Annotated in this window: 24 protein-coding genes; 7 read left to right on the forward strand and 17 right to left on the reverse strand. The window is 65.7% G+C overall.

The genetic code is table 11. From position 1 onward, the window contains the following. Positions 1 to 30: 30 nt before the first annotated feature. From JQK15_RS00790 to JQK15_RS00805, 4 genes are all read right to left on the reverse strand, one after another. On the reverse strand, positions 31 to 567 hold the full coding sequence (locus tag JQK15_RS00790) for a hypothetical protein (RefSeq protein ID WP_214862936.1): 537 nt from the start codon (positions 565 to 567) through the stop codon (positions 31 to 33). 78 nt (positions 568 to 645) lie between these two features. Beyond that, complete coding sequence (locus JQK15_RS00795) at positions 646 to 3,369, reverse strand: TonB-dependent receptor (RefSeq protein WP_214862938.1); 2,724 nt, start codon at positions 3,367 to 3,369, stop codon at positions 646 to 648. A gap of 14 nt (positions 3,370 to 3,383) precedes the next feature. Next, on the reverse strand, positions 3,384 to 4,130 hold the full coding sequence (locus JQK15_RS00800) for an EF-hand domain-containing protein (RefSeq protein WP_214862940.1): 747 nt from the start codon (positions 4,128 to 4,130) through the stop codon (positions 3,384 to 3,386). A gap of 74 nt (positions 4,131 to 4,204) precedes the next feature. Continuing rightward, positions 4,205 to 4,513: a BA14K family protein gene (locus JQK15_RS00805; protein ID WP_251007505.1), complete on the reverse strand. Its 309-nt coding sequence runs from the start codon at positions 4,511 to 4,513 to the stop codon at positions 4,205 to 4,207. Between the two features lie 239 nt (positions 4,514 to 4,752). Between JQK15_RS00805 and JQK15_RS00810 the strand changes: the two genes are divergently transcribed. Both JQK15_RS00810 and JQK15_RS00815 read left to right on the forward strand, forming a co-directional pair. Then, a complete protein-coding gene (locus JQK15_RS00810) occupies positions 4,753 to 6,024 on the forward strand; it encodes an oligogalacturonate lyase family protein (RefSeq protein ID WP_214862944.1) in 1,272 nt (423 codons plus the stop codon). A 573-nt stretch (positions 6,025 to 6,597) separates the two neighbouring features. After that, positions 6,598 to 7,572 (forward strand): hypothetical protein, encoded by a 975-nt coding sequence (locus JQK15_RS00815; protein WP_214862946.1) that lies wholly within the window; start codon positions 6,598 to 6,600, stop codon positions 7,570 to 7,572. Here the strand turns inward: JQK15_RS00815 and JQK15_RS00820 are convergent. From JQK15_RS00820 to JQK15_RS00840, 5 genes are read right to left on the reverse strand one after another with little or no spacing between them, the layout of a single operon-like run. Further along, on the reverse strand, positions 7,535 to 8,002 hold the full coding sequence (locus JQK15_RS00820; RefSeq protein ID WP_214862947.1) for an SRPBCC domain-containing protein: 468 nt from the start codon (positions 8,000 to 8,002) through the stop codon (positions 7,535 to 7,537). The genes JQK15_RS00815 and JQK15_RS00820 overlap by 38 nt on opposite strands. Further along, entirely contained in the window at positions 7,999 to 8,490 is a 492-nt protein-coding gene (locus JQK15_RS00825) for a VOC family protein (RefSeq protein ID WP_010337558.1), read from the reverse strand. The genes JQK15_RS00820 and JQK15_RS00825 overlap by 4 nt, the downstream gene beginning before the upstream one ends. Continuing rightward, positions 8,490 to 9,281, reverse strand: coding sequence for a VOC family protein (locus JQK15_RS00830; RefSeq protein WP_214862948.1), 792 nt, complete (start codon positions 9,279 to 9,281; stop codon positions 8,490 to 8,492). Before JQK15_RS00830 ends, JQK15_RS00825 begins: the two co-directional genes overlap by 1 nt. A gap of 31 nt (positions 9,282 to 9,312) precedes the next feature. Then, the gene (locus tag JQK15_RS00835; RefSeq protein WP_010337556.1) at positions 9,313 to 9,675 is read right to left on the reverse strand and encodes a DUF1428 domain-containing protein; all 363 of its coding nucleotides are present in this window, start codon (positions 9,673 to 9,675) and stop codon (positions 9,313 to 9,315) included. 30 nt (positions 9,676 to 9,705) lie between these two features. Next, positions 9,706 to 10,152: a VOC family protein gene (locus tag JQK15_RS00840; RefSeq protein ID WP_169860156.1), complete on the reverse strand. Its 447-nt coding sequence runs from the start codon at positions 10,150 to 10,152 to the stop codon at positions 9,706 to 9,708. 113 nt (positions 10,153 to 10,265) lie between these two features. Here JQK15_RS00840 and JQK15_RS00845 point away from each other — a divergent pair, with 113 nt between their 5' ends. Then, complete coding sequence (locus JQK15_RS00845) at positions 10,266 to 10,961, forward strand: winged helix-turn-helix transcriptional regulator (protein ID WP_214862949.1); 696 nt, start codon at positions 10,266 to 10,268, stop codon at positions 10,959 to 10,961. On the opposite strand, the gene JQK15_RS00850 is transcribed toward JQK15_RS00845, so the two are convergent. Next, positions 10,933 to 11,253 (reverse strand): DMT family transporter, encoded by a 321-nt coding sequence (locus tag JQK15_RS00850; protein ID WP_017501361.1) that lies wholly within the window; start codon positions 11,251 to 11,253, stop codon positions 10,933 to 10,935. The genes JQK15_RS00845 and JQK15_RS00850 overlap by 29 nt on opposite strands. Before the next feature lie 127 nt (positions 11,254 to 11,380). After that, positions 11,381 to 12,121, reverse strand: a complete 741-nt coding sequence (locus tag JQK15_RS00855) for an SDR family oxidoreductase (RefSeq protein WP_214862950.1) — start codon at positions 12,119 to 12,121, stop codon at positions 11,381 to 11,383. A gap of 101 nt (positions 12,122 to 12,222) precedes the next feature. Here JQK15_RS00855 and JQK15_RS00860 point away from each other — a divergent pair, with 101 nt between their 5' ends. Then, positions 12,223 to 12,660 (forward strand): winged helix-turn-helix transcriptional regulator, encoded by a 438-nt coding sequence (locus JQK15_RS00860; RefSeq protein WP_214862951.1) that lies wholly within the window; start codon positions 12,223 to 12,225, stop codon positions 12,658 to 12,660. 7 nt (positions 12,661 to 12,667) lie between these two features. Here the strand turns inward: JQK15_RS00860 and JQK15_RS00865 are convergent, their stop codons facing one another. The 4 genes from JQK15_RS00865 to JQK15_RS00880 form a co-directional block, all read right to left on the reverse strand. Next, positions 12,668 to 13,588 (reverse strand): DNA/RNA non-specific endonuclease, encoded by a 921-nt coding sequence (locus tag JQK15_RS00865; protein WP_214862954.1) that lies wholly within the window; start codon positions 13,586 to 13,588, stop codon positions 12,668 to 12,670. Between the two features lie 201 nt (positions 13,589 to 13,789). Next, positions 13,790 to 14,548 carry a hypothetical protein gene (locus JQK15_RS00870; RefSeq protein ID WP_214862956.1) on the reverse strand — a complete coding sequence of 253 codons (759 nt, stop codon included), beginning with the start codon at positions 14,546 to 14,548 and terminating at the stop codon, positions 13,790 to 13,792. An 85-nt stretch (positions 14,549 to 14,633) separates the two neighbouring features. Continuing rightward, entirely contained in the window at positions 14,634 to 15,647 is a 1,014-nt protein-coding gene (locus JQK15_RS00875; protein ID WP_017501365.1) for an NAD(P)H-dependent flavin oxidoreductase, read from the reverse strand. A gap of 224 nt (positions 15,648 to 15,871) precedes the next feature. Next, on the reverse strand, positions 15,872 to 17,137 hold the full coding sequence (locus JQK15_RS00880; RefSeq protein WP_004208043.1) for an aspartate kinase: 1,266 nt from the start codon (positions 17,135 to 17,137) through the stop codon (positions 15,872 to 15,874). A gap of 351 nt (positions 17,138 to 17,488) precedes the next feature. Between JQK15_RS00880 and ubiG the strand changes: the two genes are divergently transcribed. The 3 genes from ubiG (at position 17,489) to JQK15_RS00895 (ending at position 19,879) form a co-directional block, all read left to right on the forward strand. Continuing rightward, positions 17,489 to 18,223, forward strand: a complete 735-nt coding sequence (gene ubiG / locus JQK15_RS00885; RefSeq protein ID WP_214862958.1) for a bifunctional 2-polyprenyl-6-hydroxyphenol methylase/3-demethylubiquinol 3-O-methyltransferase UbiG — start codon at positions 17,489 to 17,491, stop codon at positions 18,221 to 18,223. Positions 18,224 to 18,608: 385 nt separating this feature from the next. Beyond that, positions 18,609 to 19,142: an energy transducer TonB family protein gene (locus JQK15_RS00890; RefSeq protein WP_125999715.1), complete on the forward strand. Its 534-nt coding sequence runs from the start codon at positions 18,609 to 18,611 to the stop codon at positions 19,140 to 19,142. A 143-nt stretch (positions 19,143 to 19,285) separates the two neighbouring features. Continuing rightward, entirely contained in the window at positions 19,286 to 19,879 is a 594-nt protein-coding gene (locus JQK15_RS00895; RefSeq protein ID WP_214862960.1) for a YdeI/OmpD-associated family protein, read from the forward strand. Positions 19,880 to 19,883: 4 nt separating this feature from the next. Here JQK15_RS00895 and JQK15_RS00900 read toward each other — a convergent pair whose 3' ends face one another. Both JQK15_RS00900 and JQK15_RS00905 read right to left on the reverse strand, forming a co-directional pair. Next, positions 19,884 to 20,156 (reverse strand): hypothetical protein, encoded by a 273-nt coding sequence (locus JQK15_RS00900; RefSeq protein ID WP_125987416.1) that lies wholly within the window; start codon positions 20,154 to 20,156, stop codon positions 19,884 to 19,886. A gap of 50 nt (positions 20,157 to 20,206) precedes the next feature. Then, the gene (locus JQK15_RS00905; RefSeq protein WP_214863904.1) at positions 20,207 to 22,834 is read right to left on the reverse strand and encodes a TonB-dependent receptor; all 2,628 of its coding nucleotides are present in this window, start codon (positions 22,832 to 22,834) and stop codon (positions 20,207 to 20,209) included. Positions 22,835 to 23,259 lie beyond the last annotated feature (425 nt).

The following is a 23,259-nucleotide window of genomic DNA, read 5'->3' on the forward strand; positions in this document are numbered from 1 at the left end:
GCGTCCGGACACCGGGCGCCCCTTTTCATATCAGGGCGCATCGCCTTCCTGACTGTCCAGCGCCTTGCGATCCTCATGCGACACGAACTCGCAGGTCAGCAATGTTCGCCCGACCAGGGCAGGCCCCTGCCGCGCAACGACGGAAATCAGCCCCATCTCGCGCATGTCCTGCGTCGCATCGTCCAGTTGCCGCGCAAAGCCCAGGCTCGACGCGCCGAACAGGCGGCTCTTTTCCCTGGCAAGCCCATAACGGGCGGCCGCGGCCTCCGCGACCTCGCCATCCAGCAGCACGCCGACCGACATGCCGGCGAAGACCACCGCCCGCGCCACAAAGCCGTCCCGCTCGATCGGCGTGGGCAGCGTATAGACCGCTGCCCCCAACATCGATGTATCTGCTTTGGCGACCTTTTCGGCGGCTTCATACAGGGCGGTCGCGCTGTCGGTCGAATAAGGCGGCTGGCACAGCGCCGCGCCGAAAAAGTCGGGCGTCTCCTGCGCAGCGGCGGGCGTCCCCAGCAGGACGCCGATCGGGGCCCCTATCCGGACAAGGAAAGAAAATTTGGTCATCCACGCCAGATGCGCATTTTATGATGGATTTTCAATCAGGTTGAAGGGGCAGCCTGCCATCGGCCGCCCCTTTCCCGTTCAGAATATCTTGCGCACCGACAGCATCAGCGTCCGCCCCTCGGGATCGAGATAGGCGGGCTGATAGGCGACCGGCGTCGCGCCCGTGCCATCGGTCACCTTCTGCCGCCGGTTCAGCAGGTTGCCGACGGTGAAGCTTACCCGCATGCCCCGCGCCCAGTCCTGGCCGCGGAACCGGTTGGCCATGTTGGCGAACAGCCGCAGGTCGAACGTCACCAGTTGGCCAAAGCGCAGGTCGCCACCCGACGCCGTCTGATCCCCGGTCACATGCGACGCGCTCTGCCAGTTGCCGTCCAGCCGGATGCCGACGCCATTGTCGATCACGCCACTGCTCAGCTGCACCTTGTGGCGCGGCTGTGGACTGCCGCCCAACGTGCCGCCGTTCAACAGGTCGACCCATGGCCCGCCTTCGCTCAGCAACACCGCGTCGCGCAGCATGATGCTGTGATAGAGCGAGAGTTGCAGCCGCGCGCCATTGTCGCTGCCGCCGCCGAACGGACCGCCACCGGGCGGGCCGAAGCCGCCCCGTCCGCCGGGCCCGCCGGGACCGCCAGGCCCCATGCCGGGCGGCGGACCATCGGGCGGCCCCATGCCATCGGGCGGAGGGCCAGGCGGCGGACCAAAGCCATCCGGCCCGCCAAAGCCGCCGGGCGGCCCCATCGGTGTCGCATCATCGGGCCGGTGGCCATCGACCAGGATCGCATCCTGCTCGGCATCGGGACCACCGCCGGGCGCGCCCTCTTCGGGCTGCCCATCACCACCCTCCGCCTTTGGCGCCGCCATCTGCCCCTCATCGCCCTGCGCCGCCGCCCGCCGCCATGGCGGCACAAAGCCGGCCGGCGGCTCGGGTCGCTTGGGCTTGCGCAATATCTGCGTGAAGTTGAGGCCCCAGCGCAGCTGCTTCACCTCCTCGCGCGCGACATTGACGGACCGTGTGTCGATCCGCGTCAGCATCCCGTCCTCGTCGCGGCTGTAGCGATCGGGGAAGGCTGCCTCCAATGCGGAAGACACGCCGGTCAGGCTGATGATCGCGTCGCGCGTCTCGCTGCTCACATAATTGGCCGACAGGGTCAGGTTGACCTTGGTGAGCGGCTTCACCGTCGCGCCCAGCTTGAACTGGTGGCGATTGTCGGCGGTCAGCGCCGGATTGCCGCCGCTCACCTGCGTCACCGTCACGCTCTGCCCGCGCACATAATCATAGACGCGGACATTGCTGGTGGTGATGGTCGGGCTGTTGCGCTGGTCCAGCGTCGGCGCGGTCCGGTCATTATTGACCGCCGCGATGATGGTGATGCCGGTGCGCGGCGTCCAGCTGAGGCCATAACCCAGCGTGCCGAGCGTGCCATAGTCGGAAACCTGCGTCACCGACGCGTTCATATTGGCGGTCAGCGTTCCCAGCACCGGCAGGAAGCCGTTACGCCGGCTGGCGATCGGCAGGTCGAAACTGATCTGGGCGCCGCCATTGGTGCGGCTCGCGGTCCGCTGCGACATCACCCCATCCAGCGTGCTGGACGATCGCAGGCTGCTCGTGTCGCCGCTCAGGCGCAGGTTCATGCCGACATTGCCGGCCGGCAGCTTGAACAGCTTGCCATTGACAAGCAGGCTGGCGCTGCCCGTGTCCTGCAACGCGCGCGCCTTCTGCGTGCCCATGGCCCCCAGCAGGCTCGCGGGCAGCACGCCATTGGCCGCCACATCGCCCGCGTCCAGCGCCGCCTGCACATCGTCCAGATCATAGCCGCGATCGCTGTCGGTCCGGCTATCGCTATGGCTGTAGCTGCCGATCACCGACATGCGCCAGGTCTTCGACAGGTCGATGTTCAGGCTGACACCGCTGCTCAGCGTCAGCGCGCGCGTGTCCTGATGCAGCGGATCGAGCGACAGGATGCGGTCGACCGTCTCGTCGCCTTCGGTCAGGCTGCCGGTGGGCAGGCCATTCAGCGCCTTGCTGGTCTTGTAGTCCGCCCGCCCGTTCCAGGACAGGTTCGCCGTCTCGCTCAACTGATGCGCGACCGTGGCGTTCAGCATATAGCTGCGGGTGGAGGGCGACAGGGTGCGATAGGCGCGGTCGTCACTGACCCGCCCGGTCGGATCGATCGCGGCTTCCGGATCGACGATCACGTCGCGCTCGCTTTCCAGCAGCGAGGCGGAGGATTTGGCCCGCGCCGTCACACTCACCCGGTCATTGTCGTGAATGCGGGTATAGCCCACGTCGCCGGCCAGATTTTCGCCCTGCCCCGCCGTCGCGATCCCAGCCCCCGCATTGGCGACCTCCGATCGGAAGCGGCGGTGCAGGATGATGTTCACCACCTTGCGCTGCGCATCATAGCCATATTTGAGCGCGACCTCCTCGGGCAGGATGTCGAGCCGCAAGATCGCCTCGGTCGGCAGGTCGCTGACCTCGTTGACGCCCGAGATCCGCTTGCCGTTGACCAACACCACCGGGCCGTCATCGCTGCGCCCCTGATTGCTGCTGGTCTGCGACGCGATCTCGTCCAGCAATTCGCTGACCGTGCCGACGCCATAGGCATCGATGTCGGCACGGCCGAGCTGGTTCTGCGCGGGAATATCGCCGATCACCGCGCCCGGCGGCGCCTGTCCGGTAACGACGATATCGTCGCTCGCCACGCTCTGCGCCGCAGCGGGCGTCGATAGGGCGAACAGGCTGCATCCGGCGCGCAGCAGGGCGCCGCCCGCCCGACGGCAGGACAAGGATAGGCAAGGCATCGGCATCAATCCCGTCAGTTGCGCGGCGGCGGTCCGCCCGCGCCGCCCGGTCCACCCGGACCGCCGGGGCCTCCACCGGGACCACGCCGCGGCATCAGGCTGCGCATCTCCTCGGCCGACAGCACCCCGTCATGATCGGCGTCCGCCGCGTCGAAGCGGGCATGTTCGAACGCCAGCACTTCTTCCAGCGAGGCGCCGGCATCATAATTGCTGTTGGCCTGGGCGATCGCGCTCGCATTGAGCGGTTCGATCAGCCGGCCCAGTATCGCGTCCTCGGGGTCATCGCCCAGCTTGGGCATGATCGCCTCGGCCACCGGCCCGCCCTGATCGCCCATCGCGCCCGTTTCCGACAGCGCGACCGATCCCATGCTGCTCTGCCACGCCTGAAACTCGGCCAGGCTCAGCGCGCCATCATGATTGCTGTCGATCGCGTCGAAACGCGTGCGGATGATCGCTTCGCGCCGCGCCTGCACCACCAGCCGCAATTCGTCGATCGTCACCATGCCGTCGCGATTGCTGTCCGCTTCGGCAAACATGGCGGTCACGATCTTGTCGATCTGACTGCGCTTGATCGGCTTCATCTCGCGCGGCTTTTGCGGCCGGCCTTCGCCGCCACCGGGAGGGCCGCCGCCACCGCCGGGCGGGCCACCGCCCATGCCACCCCCCATGCCGCCGCCGCCCATGCCGCCACCCATGCCCCCCTGGGCCAGCAACGGCGCCGAACAGAGCAGCAGCGCCGCCCCGATCATCATCTTGCGCATCGCGCCTCGTCCTTCTTCATGAAAACAGGAACGGGGCGGCGCCGTCCCCCGGCACCGCCCCGCGTCGATCGCGATCAGAGCGTGCAGCGCACCCGCTTGCCGCGATAGAGATAGCTGTCCAGCCTGGCGTCATAGCTCTTGTAGCGATTGCGGCAGGCCTTCTGGTGCGCCGCGCCGGTCGAACGGCCCTGGGCCTTGACGGGTTGGGCCTTGGCCGGCTGGGCTTTGGTCGGTTGGGCCTTTACCGGGGCAGGCTTCTTGGCCGGCGCCTTGCTGCTGACCGGCTGGCTCGCGCCATGATGCGGCGCCTGCGCCATGGCCGGCGCGCCCAGCGTCGCCATCAGCGCGGCGGCGCCCAGGGTCAGGAGCGAGGGATAAGTCATGTCATGGCCTTTCATCTGGGTGGAAAATCTCCGCCCCGTCTGTGGCCACCCGATTTTGCCCCGTCATTTCACGAATATTTCAGAAGCCCGCGCCTTATTGCCCTCCTCTGTCAAAGACTTGGCCCCGCAAGCACGCGCCGCGCCGCGATCACAGCCGCCTTGCCAAATTCCCGATATGCGGTATCCAATCCCGCAAATTGAACTTGAGCTGGGAGGATGGGATGCGGTTGAGGCAGGCAATGATCGGGCTGACCCTCCCCCTGCTCGTCGCAGCGCAAGCGCCCGCACCCGCCGCTTCCCCCGCCAGCTGGACCGACCCGACCACCGGCCACCGCATCGTCCGCGTCGATGACCGGCCGGGCAATTACGGCCTCTATTTCAACTATAACCCCTTCACCCCCGACGGAAAGCGCATGGTCTATCTGACGCCGGAGGGGATCCGCGTCGCCGACACCAGCAACTGGACCACCCGGCTGGTGCTGAAGGAAAAGGTCGACCGGCTGCTGTTCGTCGGGCACCGCGCCAATGTCGCTTATTATACCACCAACCCGACCGGCAGCAGCGAGGGCGAGCCGTCCTTCATCGTCTGGTCGGTCGATCTCGACAGCGGCAAGCGCCGCCGCATTGCAGAAATGCCGGGCGGCCGCATCGAATCCATCAATGCGGACGACACGCTGCTTGCCGGCCATCGCGAACTCGCCCCGCCGCCGCCCGCCATTGCCGCCCAGGGCAAGCGCGATCCCAAGACTGGTTCACCCAGCTATAGCGGCACCGACGATCAGGGCCGCCCCCTCTCCTTCGCCGCCGCCAAGGAAAAATGGATGGAGGCCCGGCTCGCCGCCGGCGTGCCGATGGAAATCTTCGCGATCGACATCGCCACCGGCCAGCAGCGCCGCATCACCGCGTCGAAGGACTGGCTCAACCATGTCCAATTCTCGCCGACCGATCCCGATCTGCTGATGTATTGCCATGAAGGCCCCTGGCAGCAGGTCGACCGCATCTGGACCATCCGCACCGACGGCAGCGCCAGAACCAAGGTGCATCAGCGCATCCTGCAGGGCGAGATTGCCGGCCATGAATATTGGGCGCCCGACGGCCGCACCATCTGGTATGACCTCATCATGCCACAGGGGATGCGCTGGCTCGCCGGCCATGACGTCGCCAATGGCGCGCGCCGCTGGTATGCGATCCGTCCGGGCCAGGGCTCCTATCATTTCGCCTCATCGCCCGACGGCCGCAGCTTCTCCGGCGACGGCGCCAATGACGGCAAATATATCAGCCTCTTCCACCCCCGCCCCGACGACAGCCCGCGCGCCCGCAACACGCTGGCCGGCGACAGGCTGATCGCCACCGGCACGCTGGAGACGGAACGGCTCGTCGATCTCGCAAGCCACGACTACACGCTCGAACCCAACCAGCATTTCACGCCCGACGGCAAATGGCTGGTCTATCGCAGCAATGTCGCCGGCAGCCCCGCCATCTACGCCGTCGAAACCGCGAAACCCCGCTAGGCCGCACGCGGACAAGCCCGACGCTCGTTGAATGGCGGGGATGGGTAGGGTGCGCAATGCCCCTTATCCCGTCATGCCAGCGAAGGCTGGCATCTCAGGCAGGCGCACATGCGGGCAACGGATAGCGCAAGACGCCTGACCTCCTTCTGCCACCGCCTCAGACCCCAGCCTTCGCTGGGGTGACGGAGTTGGGCGGGAACAAGACATTCCTCCCCGGCACGGGGAGGGGGACCGCTCGCGCAGCGAGTGGTGGAGGGGCACAGGCCCAATAGCGCAGCGTTAATAGGCACCTGCCCCTCCGTCAGGCGCTCCGCGCCTGCCACCTCCCCGTTCCGGGGAGGAATGTCTGCTTCTGGTCGCTCGCAGACAGTCCGAATTTGTCCACGCAGCCCAGAACCAAAGAATAGCGCCTGTTTCACGCCTTCGGCGAATGCGCGTGACGCTTCCATCTCGGGCGATCTGGCCCAACAGGGTAAACACCCCCTTCAGCCCATTCCCTCATATTCCGGTAACAGCTTCCCCGTCAGGCTGCCGCCGCGGCGCGCCCGCATTCCTTCCTGCCGGATCCTTGCCATGCGCCGCCTCACGACCAGCTTTCTCGCCACCAGCTTCCTCGACAGCGCCTTTGGCCATGGCGCGGACGGCCGCCCGCTGTTCATGCCGTTCGGCCTGATCGGCGGCCAATATGCCATCCCCGACATGGCCACCGCGCAGCGCCTGCGCCGCGGCCTTGCGCGCCTGCTGCCGCTCGCCCTGCTGCCGATGCTCTGCCTGCTCGCGCTGTTCCTGCCGCCACTGCGCCACGCCCATGCGCTGCCGCTGCTCGGCGCGATGGCGGCCAGCTTCGCGCTGTTCAGCATCACCTTCTTCCTCTGGGTCCGCCACGCCACGCGCGGCCTGCACCGCGTCGATCGCGCGCAACGGGGCATGCCCGCCCTGCTCGATCCGGACGAGGCGCTCGCCCGCCGCCTGCTCGACCGGGTCCGTCCGCCGCGCACCCGTTCGGCCGAAGAGACGCTGGGCGCCCTGGCCGGCTTCGCCTGCCAGATGCTGCTGCGCCATCGCGCCGAGCAGGAAGGCACCGCCGCCCCGCTGATCGAGGTCGCCACCCATGACGGGCGGCTGCGCTATTTCGGCGATGCCTTGAATGGCCTGCTCGCCGAATATCCCGGCTCGCTCTGGGCGGGCGTGGGCGATGGCAAGCCGGCGCTGCTACTTGGCCCGATCTTCCGCGAGATGACCGATGCCTGTGTCGGCGACTCCCGCGACTATGCCGACATGATCGGCCTGCTCCAGCGCCACTGGAGCGCCACCGCGCTGATCCTGCGTGGCCAGGGCGTGGATATCGAACGCTGGCCCGACCTGTTCGTCCGCGCGCTGCGGGAACTGGTGCAGGAAGGCGGCGACACATCGCTGCGCCCCGCCCTTCTCTTCATGCGCGCCGCCATCGCCATGTCGAAAATGGACCCGGCGGAAATATTGGTGCCCGACCAGCCCGCCGGCGATCCGCTCAGGCGCTCGCGGCCGACGTCTCGCACAGCGCCTTGAACTGGGCCATCATCTCGTCCCAGCCGGGATGGAAGCCCATTTCTTCATGCCGCGCCTTGGCCTCCGCGTCCCAATGGCGCGCGGTCGCGGTAAAGCGGGTGCCATCGCCCTCCGCCGCAAAGTCCCAGATCGCGGTCATGAACGGGCTCTGCGGTATCCAGCCGGCAGCATAGGCATCGGTGGTGACGATCCGCGCGCCGGGCACCACCTCCAGGAAAATGCCCTCCATCGGCCCGGTTTCCTCGCCATCGGGGCCGAACATCTGCACCGCGCTGCGGCCGCCGGGGCGCATATCCTCCTCGATCACCTCGGCGCGCCAGGGCTTGGGACAGAACCATTCATCCTTCAGGTCCGTCCACACCTTCCAGCAAATCTCGCGCGGCGCATCGATCAGGCAGGTGACCGACAGCTCATGCGCCGTCCCGCTCATGCCGCCTCTCCCAGGAACGCCGCGTGCATCGCGCCGCTGTCCAGCTTCTGCATCGTCATCATCGCCTGCATCATCCGGGCAATGCCGGCGCGGTCGCCGCTATGATAATTGTCCATGATCTGGCGCGTCACCAACTGCCAGGACAGGCCATATTTGTCGGTCACCCAGCCGCATGGGCCGGCCGTGCCGCCATCGCCGGTCAGCCGATCGAAATAGCCGTCCAGCTCGGCCTGGTCCGCGCACGCCACCGACAGCGATATCGCCTCGTCAAAGGTGAATTGCGGCCCGCCGTTCAACGCCTGATAGCTTTGCCCGAACAGGCTGAACTCAACCAGCAGCACGCTCCCGCCCGGCAGCGGCGAAGGCGACGGATTGACCTCGGGATAATAGCTCACATGGTCGACCGACCCGCCGAACACCGACACATAATAATGCGCCGCCTCCTCGGCCTGGCCGTCGAACCACAGGCAAGGGGAAATTTTGTCCATCACCCCTCTCCCTTGCTGCCGACCAGCGCGAACATCGCGCCCTGCGGGTCGGTCGCCTGGATGATCCAGGCGCCACCCGGCACCTCCATCGGCCCCTGCAGCACCGTACCGCCACCGGCCGTCACCCGCGCGACCGCCGCATCGATGTCGCCGACGGTGAAGTAGAACAGCCATAGCGGCACCGGCATCATCGGCGGCACCGGCATGATGCCGCCGGTCATGCCGTCAAAGTCCGTCGAGCCGGTCTGCGAGACAAGCTGATAACTGCCCATCTCGCCCATATCCATGGCCTCGCCCTTCGACCAGCCGAGCTGCCCGGTATAGAAGGCCAGATCCTTGTCGAAATCGCCGGCATAAAGCTCGTGCCAGCCGACATGGCCCGGCGCCATCGGCGGCGGCGCATCCATCCCCTCGGGGCTTGATCCCTTGAGCAGCATGAACACCGCGCCGCCCGGATCGGCCATCACCGCAAAGCGGCCGACGCCCGGAATATCCTCGGGCGGACGCTTCACGCTGCCCCCGGCCGCGCTCAGCCGTTCGGCATCGGCATCGACATCGGCAGACCCGACATAGCCACCCCACCAGGGCGTCATGCCACAATCCTTGGCCTCGGCCGGAATCGCCATCACCCCGCCCAGCGGTCCGGCGCTGCCGCTGACGACATTATAGTCGCCATCGGGGCCAAAGGGCTGCGACGTCCAGCCGACGACATCGCCATAAAAGGCCAGCGCCGCCTTGGGATCGCTGGTCATCAGTTCATACCAGAAGAATTTGCCATTGAAGTCGGTCATCGTCCGTCTCCTGTCAGCGATAGGGGGAAGGTCAGGCGGTCGCGTCGACCAGCACCTCGAACCCGCCATAGATCAGCCGCGCGCCAATGAAGGGCATGTCCTCGCCCTCCTTGGGCTGCATGCGCTCGTCCTTCATCACCTTCTCGGCGCCGGCATCGCGGGTCGCCTTGTCGGGCCATTCGATCCAGGAGAAGACGACTTCCTCATCCTCTTCGGCGATGACGGCGGTGCGGAAATCATTGACCTTGCCGGGCTTGATGTCGTTGGCCCAGCATTCGACCACGCGCAGCGCGCCATATTCGATGAAGATCGGCGCGGCATAGGCGGCGACCTCCTTGTAGCGTTCCTTGTTGCCCTTGGGCACCGGGATCACGAACCCGTCCATATAGCTCATCGTCTCTCTCCTTCTGCAAGGTCGTCGACATCAGGCGTCGGCAATTTCTCCCTGGTTCGCGGCCATCGCGGCGGCGACATCCATCCACATCACTTCCCAGATATGGCCGTCCAGATCGGCAAAATTGCGGCCATACATGAAGCCATGATCCTGCTTGGGGTTCGGCTCGGTCCCGCCCGCCGCCAGCGCCCTGTCCACCGTCGCGTCCACCGCATCCCGGCTCGTCTCGCTCAAACACAGCAGCACCTGCGCGGTTTCATGGGCATTGGGGATCTTGCGCGGGGTAAAGCCGGCGAACCGTTCATGGGTCAGCAGCATCGCGTGGATCGTCTCGGAAAAACTGATCATCTGCGCGCTGTCATCGGCGAAATCATTGTTCCGCACGGCGCCGACCGCTTCATAGAAGGCGATCGCGGCGGGCAGGTCGGTGACGGGCAGGTTGACGAAGATCATCTTCGGCGCGGGCGCATCGGCCATCGTCTCTCTCCTCATGCTTTCATGGCGGCTCGCACCTTGTCGTGAGTCGCCGACTTGAACTTTGTGCGCCCGAAGATTATATTATGCAACAGACAAGTTAGAAAAGATAACCAATGAGTCCCAACCCGCGCAAACGCGCCTATCAGGATGGCTGTGCCACCGCCCATGCGCTCGATCTGATCGGTGATCGCTGGGCGATGCCGATCATGCGGGAATTGCTGCTCGGCCCCAAGCGCTTCACCGACCTGCGCGCCAGCCTGCCCGGAATCAGCGCCAATGTGCTGACCCAGCGGCTGGAGGAACTGGAAGCGGCCAGCATCCTTGTCCGCCGCCGCCTGCCCCCACCCGCCGCCAGCCAGATTTACGAGCTGACCGAATGGGGCCGCGAGTCGGAAATATTGTTCATGGTGCTGGGCCGCTGGGCCTGCCGATCGCCGACGATGCAGCCGGGCATGCCGATGAGCCAGGTGTCGGTGGTGATGTCGATGCGCACCATGATCGATCGCGCCGCGATCGGCAATCTGGATGCCACCATCGGCTTCCGTTTCGGTGAGGAGGAATTTCGCGCCACGCTCCATGACGGCGATTTCAGCATCGACCGGGGCGAAGCGGCAGGCACCGACCTGATCTTCACCGGCGACCAGAATGCGCTCGCCGCCATCGTCTATGGCGGCCAGTCCTTCGCCGCGATGGCGCCGTCCCTGCAGGTAGAGGGCGACCGGGCACTGGCAGAGCGGTTCGTCCGCCTCTTCCCGCTGCCGCCCAAGGCACCCTCGACAGTCAGCCAGGCGACGCCAGCTTCATCATGACCAGGCCCGACAGGATCAGCGCCGCCGCCGCCAGCCGCGCCGGGCTGATCGCTTCGCCCAGGAAGGCGACGCCGACGGCAAAGGCCCCCAGCGCCCCGATCCCGGTCCAGATCATATAGGCGGTGCCCAGCGGCAGGCTGCGCATCGCCATCGACAACAGGCCGAAACTGGCGATCATCGCACCAAGGGTGATGAGGCTCGGCACCAGCCGGGTGAAACCATGCGACTGCTTCATCGCAAAGGCCCAGACGATTTCGAGCAATCCGGCAAAAAACAGGGCAATCCAGGCCATTATGGCTCTCCTTCCGCAGAGAGCCGGGCCGTCCCGGACTTGAAACCCGCATGGCGGGGGAGGACGTGGCCTCGCTTGACGAAGCCCAGATAGTCCTCCCCCATGCAGGAGGCAAGCTTTGCGGGTCTCAATGCGCCCCGTTCAGCATCCCGAACACCTGGTCGAACTCGCCGCGCTTGGTCGCCTCGCTCAGGAACTTGACCCGCTCGACATGGATCTCGGCCGGGGTCGGCTCCTGCCGCAACAGGCCCATCGTCTCGCTGATGAAATCGGCGAGCGGCATCATCTGCGGATTGTCGGCATGGCCGGGCATCAGGTCGGTCTGCACGCCCGGCGGCACGATCTCCACCACATCGACACTCGTGTCCTTGAGCTGCTCGCGCATCGCCAGCGACCAGCCATGGATCGCCGCCTTGGTCGCGCTGTAGGTCGGCGTCGCCGCCAGCGGGACGAAGGCCAGGCCCGACGACACGGTCAGGATCGTCGCGCTCTTCTGCGCCAGCAGATGTGGCAGCAGGGCATGGGTCAGGCGGATCGGGCCGAGCAGATTGGTGGCCACCGTCGCCTCGGCGATGGCGAGGTCGATCCTGTCCTCCGCCACCATGATGCCGGCATTCAGCAGCACCGCGTCGAGTGCCGGGAAATCGGCGACCAGCTTTGCCGCGAAGGCCGCGATCGCCGCCGAATCTTCCATGTCGATCACCATCGACGCCATGCCGGGGTGCGCCGCGACCACCGCGTCGAGCGCCGCCTGCCGCCGTCCGGCGATGATGACCTGGTTGCCCGCCGCGTGGAATTCATGCGCCAGCGCCGCGCCGATGCCCGAACCGCCGCCGGTGATGAGGATGGTGTTGCCGGAATTTTTCATGGGAAAGCTCCTGTGACTGGTTGCTTGCCGACCAATTTAATCCCACACTCTCTTTTGGAAAGAAGGCACCGTAAAGTGCCATAGGCACCCAAAGGTAAGAAATGGCAAATCCTCTGGAATCCCGCTTCGCCACCGCTGAAATAGCGGCCGCCGAACAATATCTCGACCATGATCCACCGACAGAACTCGATCCGCGGGTCGAGCGACTCGTCAACGAACTGATCGGGCGGGTGGCCGACAAATGGACGATGCTGATCCTGGAATTGCTGGAGGAGCGCGGCACGCTGCGCTTTACCGAGGTCGGCCGCGCGGTCGAAGGGATCAGCCAGAAGATGCTGACCCAGACGCTCCGTCAGATGGAGCGCGACGGCCTGCTCACCCGCACCATCCATCCGGTGGTGCCGCCGCGCGTCGACTATGCCCTCACCCCGCTCGGCAACAGCCTCAGCGCCGCCTTCTGCGGCGTATGGGTCTGGGCCGAACGCAATCTCGCCACGGTTGAGGACGCCCGCGCCCGCTTCGACGCGCGCGACGCCTGACCGGCGATCAGCTTTCGGGCGGCGCTGGCACCGGCTGCAACGGCAATTTGGGCACCTGCACCTGCGGCTGGGTCGGCACGACGGGCGGTGGCGCGCTCGGCGTTCCCGGAACAGCCGGGGCCGGCGCAGCAGGCGCGGGCGCAGAAGCCGGCGCATCGGGCAAGATCATGTCCGACGGCCGCTGCATCGGCGTGGCCGGCACCTGCCCCATCGGCGCGGGCGCGGTCGGCGCCGGCGGTTCATGGTCGTTCAGATCATCGCCGCCGACCGGGCCGACCAGCTTCACCGTCGCGCCGAAGCGCTTGCGCCATTCCTCCAGCCGCCGCAGATAATCCTCATATTCCGCCCAGAAATCGCGGAAGGGCTGCTCCAGTTCGTCCAGCGCCTTGGGCGCATAGGCGGCCAGCGCGTCGGGCGTCAGCCCGTTGATGATCGTCATCGTCGCCACCGCCTTCTGGCAGAAGGCCTTCTGCGCCGGCGGCAGGGCGAAGAAATTATATACCAGCGTGTTCAGCACTTCGCGCATGCGGATCGCGCTGCTGCCGTAACGCTGCTGATAGCTGACCTCCAGCGTGTCGTTGGCGCGCTTCAGCGACGCGCCATGCACGGTCAGCATCTGGTTATACAATATGCGCGTCTGGCCATTGGTCTCGGGACAGCCCAGCGCCGCGACGTTCAGCCCCATGCGCACATGCCACAGCGCCTGGTCGCCCTGGGAATCGCGATTGGGGGTGATGAACTTCCCGGCGTCATCCTTGTCCGGCGGCACCATGTCGGGCGCGGAATAGCGCGGCGGGGTCGGCATCACCGTCGGCACCACCGCCGGCGGCGGCGTGGGCGGCACTTGCTTCACCGGCGTCGCACAGGCCGCCAGCGCCGTCAGGGCAAGCAGCGACAGACGGGAAGACAGGGAACGTGGCAGGAACATCAACTACTCCGACGATCTGGCCCGACCAACATGCCGGGCATTTCCACCGGAGGAAATATGCTTAACGCGCAGCCAAGGACGGCCCCGCCTGTGGTTCACCGCTGAACCCCCGCCCGGTTGCTGTTAAAAGCCCGCTATCCCAATTGGTTGCAATGCGGCAAGCCGAGCATCGCGAAAAAGGCCGGAAATAGCCGATTTTTCTCAGTCGGCGCGCGCCAGCAGACGCGGCATCGCCCCCTTCGGCACCGTCACGCCATCATCCGCGATCAGGTCCGCCCGGCTCAGCCGGACCTCCAGCACCACCGGCGCCATCGCCAGCGTCCGCCCCGAACGCCATGCCGCCAGGTCGGTCTGATAGCGGGCATAGGCATCGAAGAAGTCGGTGAAGGGCTTTTCCAGCGCGGCAAGGCCGGTCGGCGCATAGGCCAGCAACTGGTCCGCGGGCAGGCTGTTGACGGTCGCCCCCACCCGCACCGCCTCCGCACAGAAACCCGCCTGCGCCGGCGGCAGGGCAAAGAAATTATAGACGATAGTATTCAGCCGCTCGCGCTGCGCGATCGCGCCCCCACCGAACTGCGCCCTATATTCCCCCTCGACCTGCGCATTGGCCCGCGTCAGCGCCGCCCTGTGCCGGGCCAGCAGCGCATTATATTGCAGGCGCGCCGCGTCGCCGCTCCCCTGGCAGGACAGGGCCGCCACGTTCAGCGCCATGCGCATATGCCATAGCGTCGCCGCCCCGCTCAGATCGCGGTTGGGCGTGACGCGCAGGCCGTCGGCGCCGATCGCCGGTATCTGCATGGTGGCCGTTGCGCCCAGCGGCGGCAGCGGCTGGGGCACGGGCTGTACCCGCACGGGCGCAGGCGGCGGCGCAACCGCCACCTCCCGCTGCCCCGCACAGCCCGACAGCAGCGCAATCCCGCCCAGCGGGCACAAGAGCAGGTGACGGATCGAGGCACGCATGAACGGTCTCCGGCAAATCTGATGCCGGAAACCATGCCCGATATTGGTTAAAAGCCGATAAAGCCTGTTTTTCAGGCAGCGGGGATCAGGCCGCGCGGCGTTCCAGCGCCGTGGCGGCCTGCGCCATCAGCTCGGCGATGATGTCGGCAACCGGCTCTTCCTTGGTCACCATGCCGACCGACTGGCCCGCCATCAGCGACCCGCCCTCGACATCGCCGTCGATCACCGCCTTGCGCAGCGCGCCGGCCCAATAATGCTCGATCTGCAACTGCGCCTCGCCCATGTCGACCGCGCCGCTGTCCAGCAGGTTGGCGACTTCGCGCTGCTTCGCGGTGAAGGCTTCGGTGCCGGCATTTTTGAGCGCACGCACCGGGATGACCGGCAGGCGCGGGTCGATCTGCACGCTGGCGATGGCATCACGCGCCGACGCGCGGAAGAAGGCCTTCTTGAACGCGGGATGGGCGATGCTCTCGCTCGCGCAGGCGAAACGGGTGCCCAGCTGCACACCGGCCGCGCCCATTTCCAGATAGGCGGCGATCGCCTCGCCCCGGCCGATGCCGCCAGCCACGAACACCGGAACCTGCTGCGCCATTTCGGGCAGGATTTCCTGCGCCAGCACGCTGGTCGCGACCGGACCGATATGGCCGCCCGCTTCCATGCCCTCGACCACCAGCGCGTCGACGCCCGATCGCACCAGCTTCTTCGCCAGCGCCAGCGCGGGCGCGAAGCAGATCAGCTTGGCGCCATTGGCCTTGATCGCCTCGATGCTGCCCTTGGGCGGCAGGCCACCGGCCAGCACCACATGGGATACCTCATGCTTGGCGCACACCGCGATCAGGTCGAACAGCTGCGGATGCATGGTGATCAGGTTCACGCCGAACGGCTTGTCGGTCAGCGCCCTGGTCGCCGCGATTTCCGCGTCCAGCAGTTCGGGCGACATCGCGCCACAGGCGATCACGCCGAAACCGCCGGCGTTGGAAATGGCCGACACCAGATGCCGCTCGCTGACCCAGCTCATCGCCCCGCACAGGATCGCGCTCTCGCAGCCCAGAAATTCGGTGCCGCGGGCCATCAGGGAAGCGAGTTTGGCAGTGGTCATCGTCATATCCTACAACATAAAAAAGCCCCTCCCTTTCAAGAGCGGCTGGTCGGCCATGCCCCCGGCATGGCCTAAACAGCGCGGGGCGCTGTTTACCTGCCGCTGGGTTGGGGTGGGTAGCGAGCAAAGCGAGCTTCCTCCCTATCCACCAAGGCAGGCGGCGATTGCTGACGCAATCGCACCCACCCCCATGCCCCTCCCTAGAAGGGAGGGGAGTATGTCTGTCAAGCCGCCGGGGCGTCGAGGCCGTAGGCGGTATGCAGCACGCGCACCGCCAGTTCGGTCTCGTCCTCGTCGATCAGCACCGAAACCTTGATCTCGCTGGTGGAGATCGCCTCGATGTTGATGCCGCGCTCGGCCAGCGTCTTGAACATGGTGGCGGCGACGCCGGCATGGCTGCGCATGCCCACGCCCACGACGCTGATCTTGGCGACTTCGGTGTCGGTGATGATCCGGCGGAAGCCGATCGCGTCCTTGTTGGCTTCCAGGATGTCGACGCTGCGGGCGAGGTCCGCGCGCGGGACGGTGAAGGTGACGTCGGTCTCCTCATTGTCCTTGCTGTCATTCTGGATGATCATGTCGACGTTGATCGCCGCATCGGCCAGCGGGGTGAAGATGCTGGCCACCGCGCCCGGCTTGTCGGGCACGCGGGTGACGATGATCTTCGCCTCATTCTTGTCATGGGCGATGCCGGTGATGAGCTGACGTTCCATCTTGGTTTCCTTGAGCTTGGCTTCCAGTTCCTCGTCGCTCACGATCAGCGTGCCGGGGAGGTCGTCCTGGGTGGGATCATCGAAGGAGGAAAGCACCTGCACGACCACGCCTTCCTTCATGGCGAGGCCGACCGACCGGGTCTGCAGCACCTTGGCGCCGACCGAGGCCAGTTCCAGCATTTCCTCATAGGTGACGAGGTCCAGCTTGCGGGCACGCGCCACGATGCGCGGGTCGGTGGTGTAGACGCCGTCGACGTCGGTATAGATGTCGCAGCGATCGGCCTTGACCGCCGCGGCCACCGCGACCGCCGACGTGTCCGAACCGCCACGGCCCAGCGTCGACACCCGGCCATCGTCCATCATGCCCTGGAAACCGGGGATGACGGCGACCTGGCCGGACTGCATCGCCGCGATCAGCGCATCGGTCTCGATCGTGCTGATGCGCGCCTTGGCATGGGCCTCGATCGTGCGGATCGGCAATTGCCAGCCCAGCCAGCTGCGCGCGTCCACGCCGATCGCCTTCAGCGTCATCGCCAGCAGGCCACTGGTGACCTGTTCGCCTGCCGCCACGACGACATCATATTCGGCCGGGTCGTAAAGGGCGGAGGCTTCCTTGCAGAAGCCGACCAGGCGATCGGTCTCGCCCGCCATGGCCGACACCACGACCGCCACTTCATGGCCCTGATCGACGACATGTTTGACGCGCGCGGCCACGTTGCGAATTCGCTCCATCCCCGCCATGGAGGTGCCGCCGAATTTCATCACGATGCGCGCCATTTGCTTGTCGAACCTGTCCTTTAAGCGTTTTCGAAGCAGGTGGAACACCTGCTGACTCGGAAAACGCGACCAACAAAAGATATGGAGCAGCCGAGCCGATGCAATCGGATCGGACATTGCTCCAATTGTGAAACAAAATGTCCCAAAGGGGCAAAACGGCTGCCCTATTAGCAGCCGCGACGGATATGGCAAGCAATCCCGCCATCCGCTCGCCCACCTTGCCGCTGCCCGCGCTCCTACATGCCCGGCGTTCAAAGACATAGCCATGACAGCATGGCAGATTGGCGTTGGCGCCGCCCGCTGCTAGAACGGCGGCACGGGTGCTTCGCCACCCAGCAAGACCCAAGGTGCATGATGACTGAGACGACCGCGACGATCGACCCGAAGGAAGCCGCCCATTTCGGCACCATGGCCGCCGACTGGTGGGATCCCAAGGGGTCGAGCGCGATGCTGCACAAGCTGAACCCGGTCCGCCTCGCCTATATCCGCGCCGCGATCGACCGGCATTGGGACAGTGACGATCATGGCTTCCGTCCGCTCGGCGGCAAGCGCGCGCTAGATGTCGGCTGCGGCGCCGGCCTGCTGGCCGAACCGCTCGCCCGCCTCGGCGCCAACGTCACCGGCCTCGACGCCGCGCCCGAAAATATCGCCGTCGCTGTCGCCCATGCACAGGGCCAGGGCCTCGCCATCGACTATCGCGCTACCCCGGTCGAACAGGTCAGCGACAGCGGCTATGACCTCGTCACCTCGATGGAGGTGATCGAACATGTCGCCGATCCCGCCGCCTTCGTTCGCGCCCTCGCGGCCAAGCTCGCGCCGGACGGGCTGATGATCCTCTCCACCCCCAATCGCACCCCCATGTCGCGCCTCGCCATGATCACCATCGGCGAAAGCATCGGCGGCATTCCCAAGGGCACGCATGACTGGGCCAAGTTCATCACCCCCGATGAGCTGACCGCCCTACTCGAAGATGCCGGCCTTGAAGTCACCGACAGCAGCGGCCTTGCCTTCGATCCGGCGCGCGGCTTCACCCTGTCGGCGAACACAGCGATCAACTATCTTCTGACCGCGCGCCACAAGGGCTGAAAAGGACTCGGGCGCGCCAGCCTCAAGTCGACCGTCCCGCCATGGTCGACATGTGCCCCCGCCATCCTGCGCCAGGCCGGCCCGCGCGCCGGAATAACGCCCCGCTTTCCGGGACTTCCTCCCTTCCCCTGCCATCCAGCGCCAGAGAGGTCGCCCAAGAAACGCTGTTCTCACGAAAAGCATTTGCAACTAAATTTTAATTCCCAAACATCTTAAGCATCTAAATGGCAAATTCATTTGCGAAATTGTCATTTCATCTTTCGCCTGATAAAAAATGCGGGTGCAGACATTGCCGGGTCGCCGTCTGCACCTTCGACCGCATGCGGGCCGACCAACGACGTCCTTCCCGCCCCCGGCCGATCATCCGCTCTCAGGAGATCGAAACATGAAACTGCTTTTCTGCCTCTGCCTGGCCGTGCCGCTGCTGCTGCCGGCCGCATCCCGCGCCCAATCCTCCGCCCCCTCGATCGACGTGACGGCGCCCACCACCGCCCCGCCCACGCTCGACCGCTGGGTCGAACGCACCGGCAACATCCTCTCCAACCGGCTGCATTATCCCACCATCCTGTCCGGGCCGGAGGAAGGCATCGTCCAGGTCAAGTTCGCCTGCAGCGACAGCGGCGCGCCGGCCGGCATCGCCCTGCTCAACTCGTCCGGCTCGCGCCAGCTCGACAAGGCGGCGATGCGGGCGGTCCAGCGCATCCCGACCCTGCATCCGCTGCCCGCCGGCATCGGCGCCGGGCAGAATTATGTCGCGACCATCCTCTTCGCCACGACCCAGGCCAGCTACAACCGGCAGATCCGCGATCTCCAGCGGCAGGCGCTCGACAATAATGCCCGCTTTGCCCGGCGCGCTGGTGGCCCCGCCATGGCCATCGCCCTGCTCGACACGCCGGACACTCCACGCGCCGCCAACTGAGCCAGGCTCTGCGGGCGCGTAAAGGGGCGCGCCCGCAGTCCCCCTCGCTGCGCCCCGTGCGTTGCACTGCCCGCCAGCTGATGGCATCACCAGCCGATCGGGACAGCCGCTTAAGCCCGCGGCACAACGAGGGGGATCATCCTATGGCCATGGATCCGCGGATCGACGCCTATATCGCCACCCAGGCGGACTTCGCCCGGCCGATCCTCATCCATATCCGCGCGCTGATGCACGCCGCCTCGCCGGACATGGGCGAAGCGGTCAAATGGGGCATGCCCTTCTTCACCTACAGGGACCAGAATCTCGCCAACATGGCCGCCTTCAAGGGCCATGCCGCCTTCGGCTTCTGGCATGACAAGGTTGGCAGGGAAGATGCCAGCGACGACGCCATGGGCCAGTTCGGCCGCCTCACCGCCCTTGCCGACCTCCCGTCCGATGCCGACATCGCCGGCTTGATCGCCCAGGCCATGGCCCTGATCGACGCCGGCGACCGCCCGCGCACCGGCCCCAAACCGCCCAAAGCGCCCTTGCCCGTCCACCCCGCCTTCGCCGCCGCCATTGCCGCAAGCCCGGCCGCCGCCGCCATCTGGGCCGCCTTCCCGCCCGGCAAGGTCCGCGACTATTGCGAGTGGATCAATGAGGCGAAGACCGACGCCACCCGCGACAAGCGCATCGCCCAGGCCGTCGACTGGATTGGCGAGGGCAAGGGCCGCAACTGGAAATATGAGAAGAAATAGGGACTTACTTCCGTCCTTCCCGCGGCTCTGCGGGCCAGCAATTGGTGCAGCGCCGCCAGCAACTGACGCCCGGCATCGCGGCCGCGGGCTTCAGCCCCGGTTCGGAATGCAGCCCTGCCAATATCTCCGGCGAGACACCCTCTGGCGCGGCGCGGCTGTGACACATCAGGCATCGGGCGCGATAGGCTGCGCGGGTCAGGCCGGAATGATCCTCCTGCGCGCGCGGCGCCACCGGCATGGCGAGCAGCATGCCCGCCACCCCGATGAAAATGGCCATGCCCCGCGCGCATATCGTGGGGGGCATGGCCATCCTGTTCGGCGACCTGTTTAGAATTTTTGGCCGAACCTTATGCCGAAGAATTGCGGCTTGATCGTGAAGGTGCGCGAGCTGTTGGCGCAGAAGTCGATCGAGCAGAAGGTGTTGCGCGTCAGCTGCCCACGCTTGTCGAAGGCGTTCTGCAGGAACAGGGTGACGCTCCAACCATCCTTCTTGATCCCGCCCGAAAAATCGAAGCTGACAAAGCCCTTGGTATTGCCCAGCAGCTCGTTGCTCTCGACGTTCAGATCCTGCGTCGCGCCGGTCTGGTAGAGCGCCGCGCCCTGGATATAGGCGGCATAGTCGCCCAGGTCGGTGTCATAGCGGATCGATGTCGTGCCCTTGAAGCGCGGCTGGCGCGGCAGGCGGGTGCCGTTGGCGGCCGCGACCTGCGGCGTCGGCGGGCTCGATCCTTCGACGAACTCGCCCAGCGTACAGCTGCTCAGCTGCGCAATGGACTCGGTCTCGGTATTGAGCGCAAAGTTGCAGAAATCGCCCTTCAGCTTGGCATCGTTGAACGCGCCGGAGGTGGAGATCGTCACCTTGCCCAGCCGCAGGTCGGCATCATATTCGATGCCCTTGACCTCGGCCTTGCCGGCATTGCCGGTCATGCCCGCGCCCTGTGCGCCAGACACGACCACGCCATATTGGATATTGTTCCACTTCTCATAATAGACGGCGGCGTTGAAGCGGAAGATATTGTTCCAGGTGGTCTTCACGCCGACCTCGAAATTGGTCAGCGTTTCCGACTTGAACGGCGCGACATTGACGATCTTGCCCAGGCTGCGGATGCGCAGCGGCCGGTTGAACCCGCCGGGGCGGAAGCCGGTCGAATAGTTGAAATAGACCATCTTGTCGGGCTGGAACTGCCAGTCGAGCGCGACCTTGTGGGTCTCGCCATCCTCCTTGTAGCGGCCGGTGCCGTCCGCCGCATTGGGGTTGGTGTTGACGCAGGTCAGCCGCTCGTCATCGGGCAGCGGCGTGGTGCAGCCCACGCCTGCGGCCGATCCGGCCACGCCGGCAAAGCCTCGAACCTTATAGTCGGTCCAGAAATAGCGGATGCCGCCGGTCAGCTTCAGCGTCGGCGTGATGTTGTAATGGCCTTCGGCGAAGATCGCCTTGTCATGATAGAGCTGGTCCTGCTCGACATAATAGAAGGCGTCGCCCTTCACCGCCTGGGTGCCCAGGATCATCGTGCCCAGCGGATTGCCGTTGGCGTTGATGACGTCGCTGGTATCGAAATAGGGATTGCCATCCTCGTCATAGGCGATGCCGTACATGGCCGGCACGCCGATCAGCCCGCCCGCCACATCGCCGCCGCCGGTCGCGGTATAGCCGGTGATCGTATCCAGTCCGCGGATCGCATAGCTGGTATTCAGCTCATTCTTCTGCCGCTGGTAGAAGCCACCGACGGTCACGTCGAACGGCCAGTCCTTGGGCGTCGAGATCCGCAATTCCTGGGTGAATTTGTTGCGGTGCGTGTCGGCATGATAATATTGGGTCGGGTTGATCATCTGGCACTGCTGGCTGGCGCCTGAGCCCGTGCAATTGTCGAAGAATTGCAGATAGCTTTCATAGCCCGGCCCGAAGCCGTCATAGGTGACCGTGTAATAGGTATAGTCGTTCAGCGTGCGCGTGCGGCGCTTGAAATAGCCGGTAGCCGAGACGATGTCCCAGTCGCCGATATGGCCGTGGATCGACAGCGCCGCCTGATACCAGCGATCGTCATTCTTGGTCTGGTCATAGTCATGGACCTCCAGGTCGCCGACCCGCGGATCATAACCGAAATAGCCGCGCGCCACCTGCTTCTGGGCCGTGATCTCGGGCGTGATGTCCCAGCCCTCGGTCGGCTGCCACAGCAGCTGGAAGCGGCCGCCAAATTCGCGGATAGTGTTGTAATCATCCTTGGCGATGTCGCTATTGTCGAGCGTGTAGGATGTGTTGGGGTTGTTGTCGCCCAGTGTCAGGGTCGACGAACTGCCATCGTTGAACGTGCCATTGTTGGGCGTATTGTCGATATAGCCGCCGTCGCGGCGATAATAGCCCATGGCGCGCACCGCCAGCGTCGGCGCCAGCGGCACGTTGATGTAGGATTCCAGCTGGCCGCCGAAATCGCCCTTGCCATATTTATTGGCTTCCACGTCATAGCCGAACTCGAACTTGTCGAGCTTGGGCTTGTTGGTGATCAGGCGGATGGTGCCGGCCAGCGAGCCCGCGCCATAGAGCGTGCCCTGAGGCCCCGACAGCGCCTCGACCCGTTCCAGGTCATAGGCATGGATATCGGGCACTTCGGTGCCGGTGATCGGCATGTCGTCCAGATAATAGCCGACGGAGGCATAGGCGCCGCCGGCGGGCACGATACCGCGGAAGAAGGCGGTGTTGCGGCCGGGGCCAATGCCCTCGAACGAGACCGACGGCAGCAGGGCGGCGAAATCGCTCAGGCCCTTCACCTGTCGCTCCTGCAATTTCTCGGCGCCCAGCGCCTGCATCGAGATCGGCACCTTCTGGATGCTCTGCGCGCTACGCGTCGCGGTGACGACGATCTCGCCCAGACCCTGCTCGGCATCGGCAGCGGCCGCATCGACGGCAGCGGCATCGGCCGCCGGAGCCTGCGCCAGTGCCGGCGCGGACAGGATCATCGGTGTGAGGAACGTGCTCGTGCCAAGCGCGCAGAACGTGCGCACTCTTCGCGAGCGGAGACGAATGGCCATACGAATACCCCCTGATACGCGTTGCGACTCGTCCTCTCCTGCGAAATTCGCCCGGTGCTCCGGGTCTCCTTCCCTGATCACGCGTTCGCACGGCCTCGCGCACCGGCGGCCGACAGGGCGAAGGATGCCCCGCCCGAAAGAGAGACTCTTTCAGGATCGCCGCCAGACGCTGGCCACGCTGTTTATCTGTTCCATAATCCCCGGACAGTTCGCTTTTGCAGCAATCAGAACAACTGTCCTAAATTCGATACTGCCGATCGGACACGCCCTGTCAAGCGGCTGTTCGGCGACTTTTTGAAACTTTTACGACAAGCTGACTCGACGCCCGCCTGCAGGCACCATAAGATTTTGAG

The sequence above is a fragment of the Sphingobium sp. BHU LFT2 genome (assembly GCF_018604485.1).
GTDB classification, from domain to species: Bacteria; Pseudomonadota; Alphaproteobacteria; order Sphingomonadales; family Sphingomonadaceae; genus Sphingobium; species Sphingobium yanoikuyae_A.

Coding starts and splice junctions, on each gene's coding strand:
- JQK15_RS00790 (WP_214862936.1), bottom strand. CDS start 567: ATGACCAAATTTTCTTTCCTTGTCCGGATAGGGGCCCCGATCGGCGTC.
- JQK15_RS00795 (WP_214862938.1), bottom strand. CDS start 3,369: ATGCCTTGCCTATCCTTGTCCTGCCGTCGGGCGGGCGGCGCCCTGCTG.
- JQK15_RS00800 (WP_214862940.1), bottom strand. CDS start 4,130: ATGCGCAAGATGATGATCGGGGCGGCGCTGCTGCTCTGTTCGGCGCCG.
- JQK15_RS00805 (WP_251007505.1), bottom strand. CDS start 4,513: ATGACTTATCCCTCGCTCCTGACCCTGGGCGCCGCCGCGCTGATGGCG.
- JQK15_RS00810 (WP_214862944.1), top strand. CDS start 4,753: ATGATCGGGCTGACCCTCCCCCTGCTCGTCGCAGCGCAAGCGCCCGCA.
- JQK15_RS00815 (WP_214862946.1), top strand. CDS start 6,598: ATGCGCCGCCTCACGACCAGCTTTCTCGCCACCAGCTTCCTCGACAGC.
- JQK15_RS00820 (WP_214862947.1), bottom strand. CDS start 8,002: ATGAGCGGGACGGCGCATGAGCTGTCGGTCACCTGCCTGATCGATGCG.
- JQK15_RS00825 (WP_010337558.1), bottom strand. CDS start 8,490: ATGGACAAAATTTCCCCTTGCCTGTGGTTCGACGGCCAGGCCGAGGAG.
- JQK15_RS00830 (WP_214862948.1), bottom strand. CDS start 9,281: ATGACCGACTTCAATGGCAAATTCTTCTGGTATGAACTGATGACCAGC.
- JQK15_RS00835 (WP_010337556.1), bottom strand. CDS start 9,675: ATGAGCTATATGGACGGGTTCGTGATCCCGGTGCCCAAGGGCAACAAG.
- JQK15_RS00840 (WP_169860156.1), bottom strand. CDS start 10,152: ATGGCCGATGCGCCCGCGCCGAAGATGATCTTCGTCAACCTGCCCGTC.
- JQK15_RS00845 (WP_214862949.1), top strand. CDS start 10,266: ATGAGTCCCAACCCGCGCAAACGCGCCTATCAGGATGGCTGTGCCACC.
- JQK15_RS00850 (WP_017501361.1), bottom strand. CDS start 11,253: ATGGCCTGGATTGCCCTGTTTTTTGCCGGATTGCTCGAAATCGTCTGG.
- JQK15_RS00855 (WP_214862950.1), bottom strand. CDS start 12,121: ATGAAAAATTCCGGCAACACCATCCTCATCACCGGCGGCGGTTCGGGC.
- JQK15_RS00860 (WP_214862951.1), top strand. CDS start 12,223: ATGGCAAATCCTCTGGAATCCCGCTTCGCCACCGCTGAAATAGCGGCC.
- JQK15_RS00865 (WP_214862954.1), bottom strand. CDS start 13,588: ATGTTCCTGCCACGTTCCCTGTCTTCCCGTCTGTCGCTGCTTGCCCTG.
- JQK15_RS00870 (WP_214862956.1), bottom strand. CDS start 14,548: ATGCGTGCCTCGATCCGTCACCTGCTCTTGTGCCCGCTGGGCGGGATT.
- JQK15_RS00875 (WP_017501365.1), bottom strand. CDS start 15,647: ATGACCACTGCCAAACTCGCTTCCCTGATGGCCCGCGGCACCGAATTT.
- JQK15_RS00880 (WP_004208043.1), bottom strand. CDS start 17,137: ATGGCGCGCATCGTGATGAAATTCGGCGGCACCTCCATGGCGGGGATG.
- ubiG (WP_214862958.1), top strand. CDS start 17,489: ATGATGACTGAGACGACCGCGACGATCGACCCGAAGGAAGCCGCCCAT.
- JQK15_RS00890 (WP_125999715.1), top strand. CDS start 18,609: ATGAAACTGCTTTTCTGCCTCTGCCTGGCCGTGCCGCTGCTGCTGCCG.
- JQK15_RS00895 (WP_214862960.1), top strand. CDS start 19,286: ATGGCCATGGATCCGCGGATCGACGCCTATATCGCCACCCAGGCGGAC.
- JQK15_RS00900 (WP_125987416.1), bottom strand. CDS start 20,156: ATGGCCATTTTCATCGGGGTGGCGGGCATGCTGCTCGCCATGCCGGTG.
- JQK15_RS00905 (WP_214863904.1), bottom strand. CDS start 22,834: ATGATCCTGTCCGCGCCGGCACTGGCGCAGGCTCCGGCGGCCGATGCC.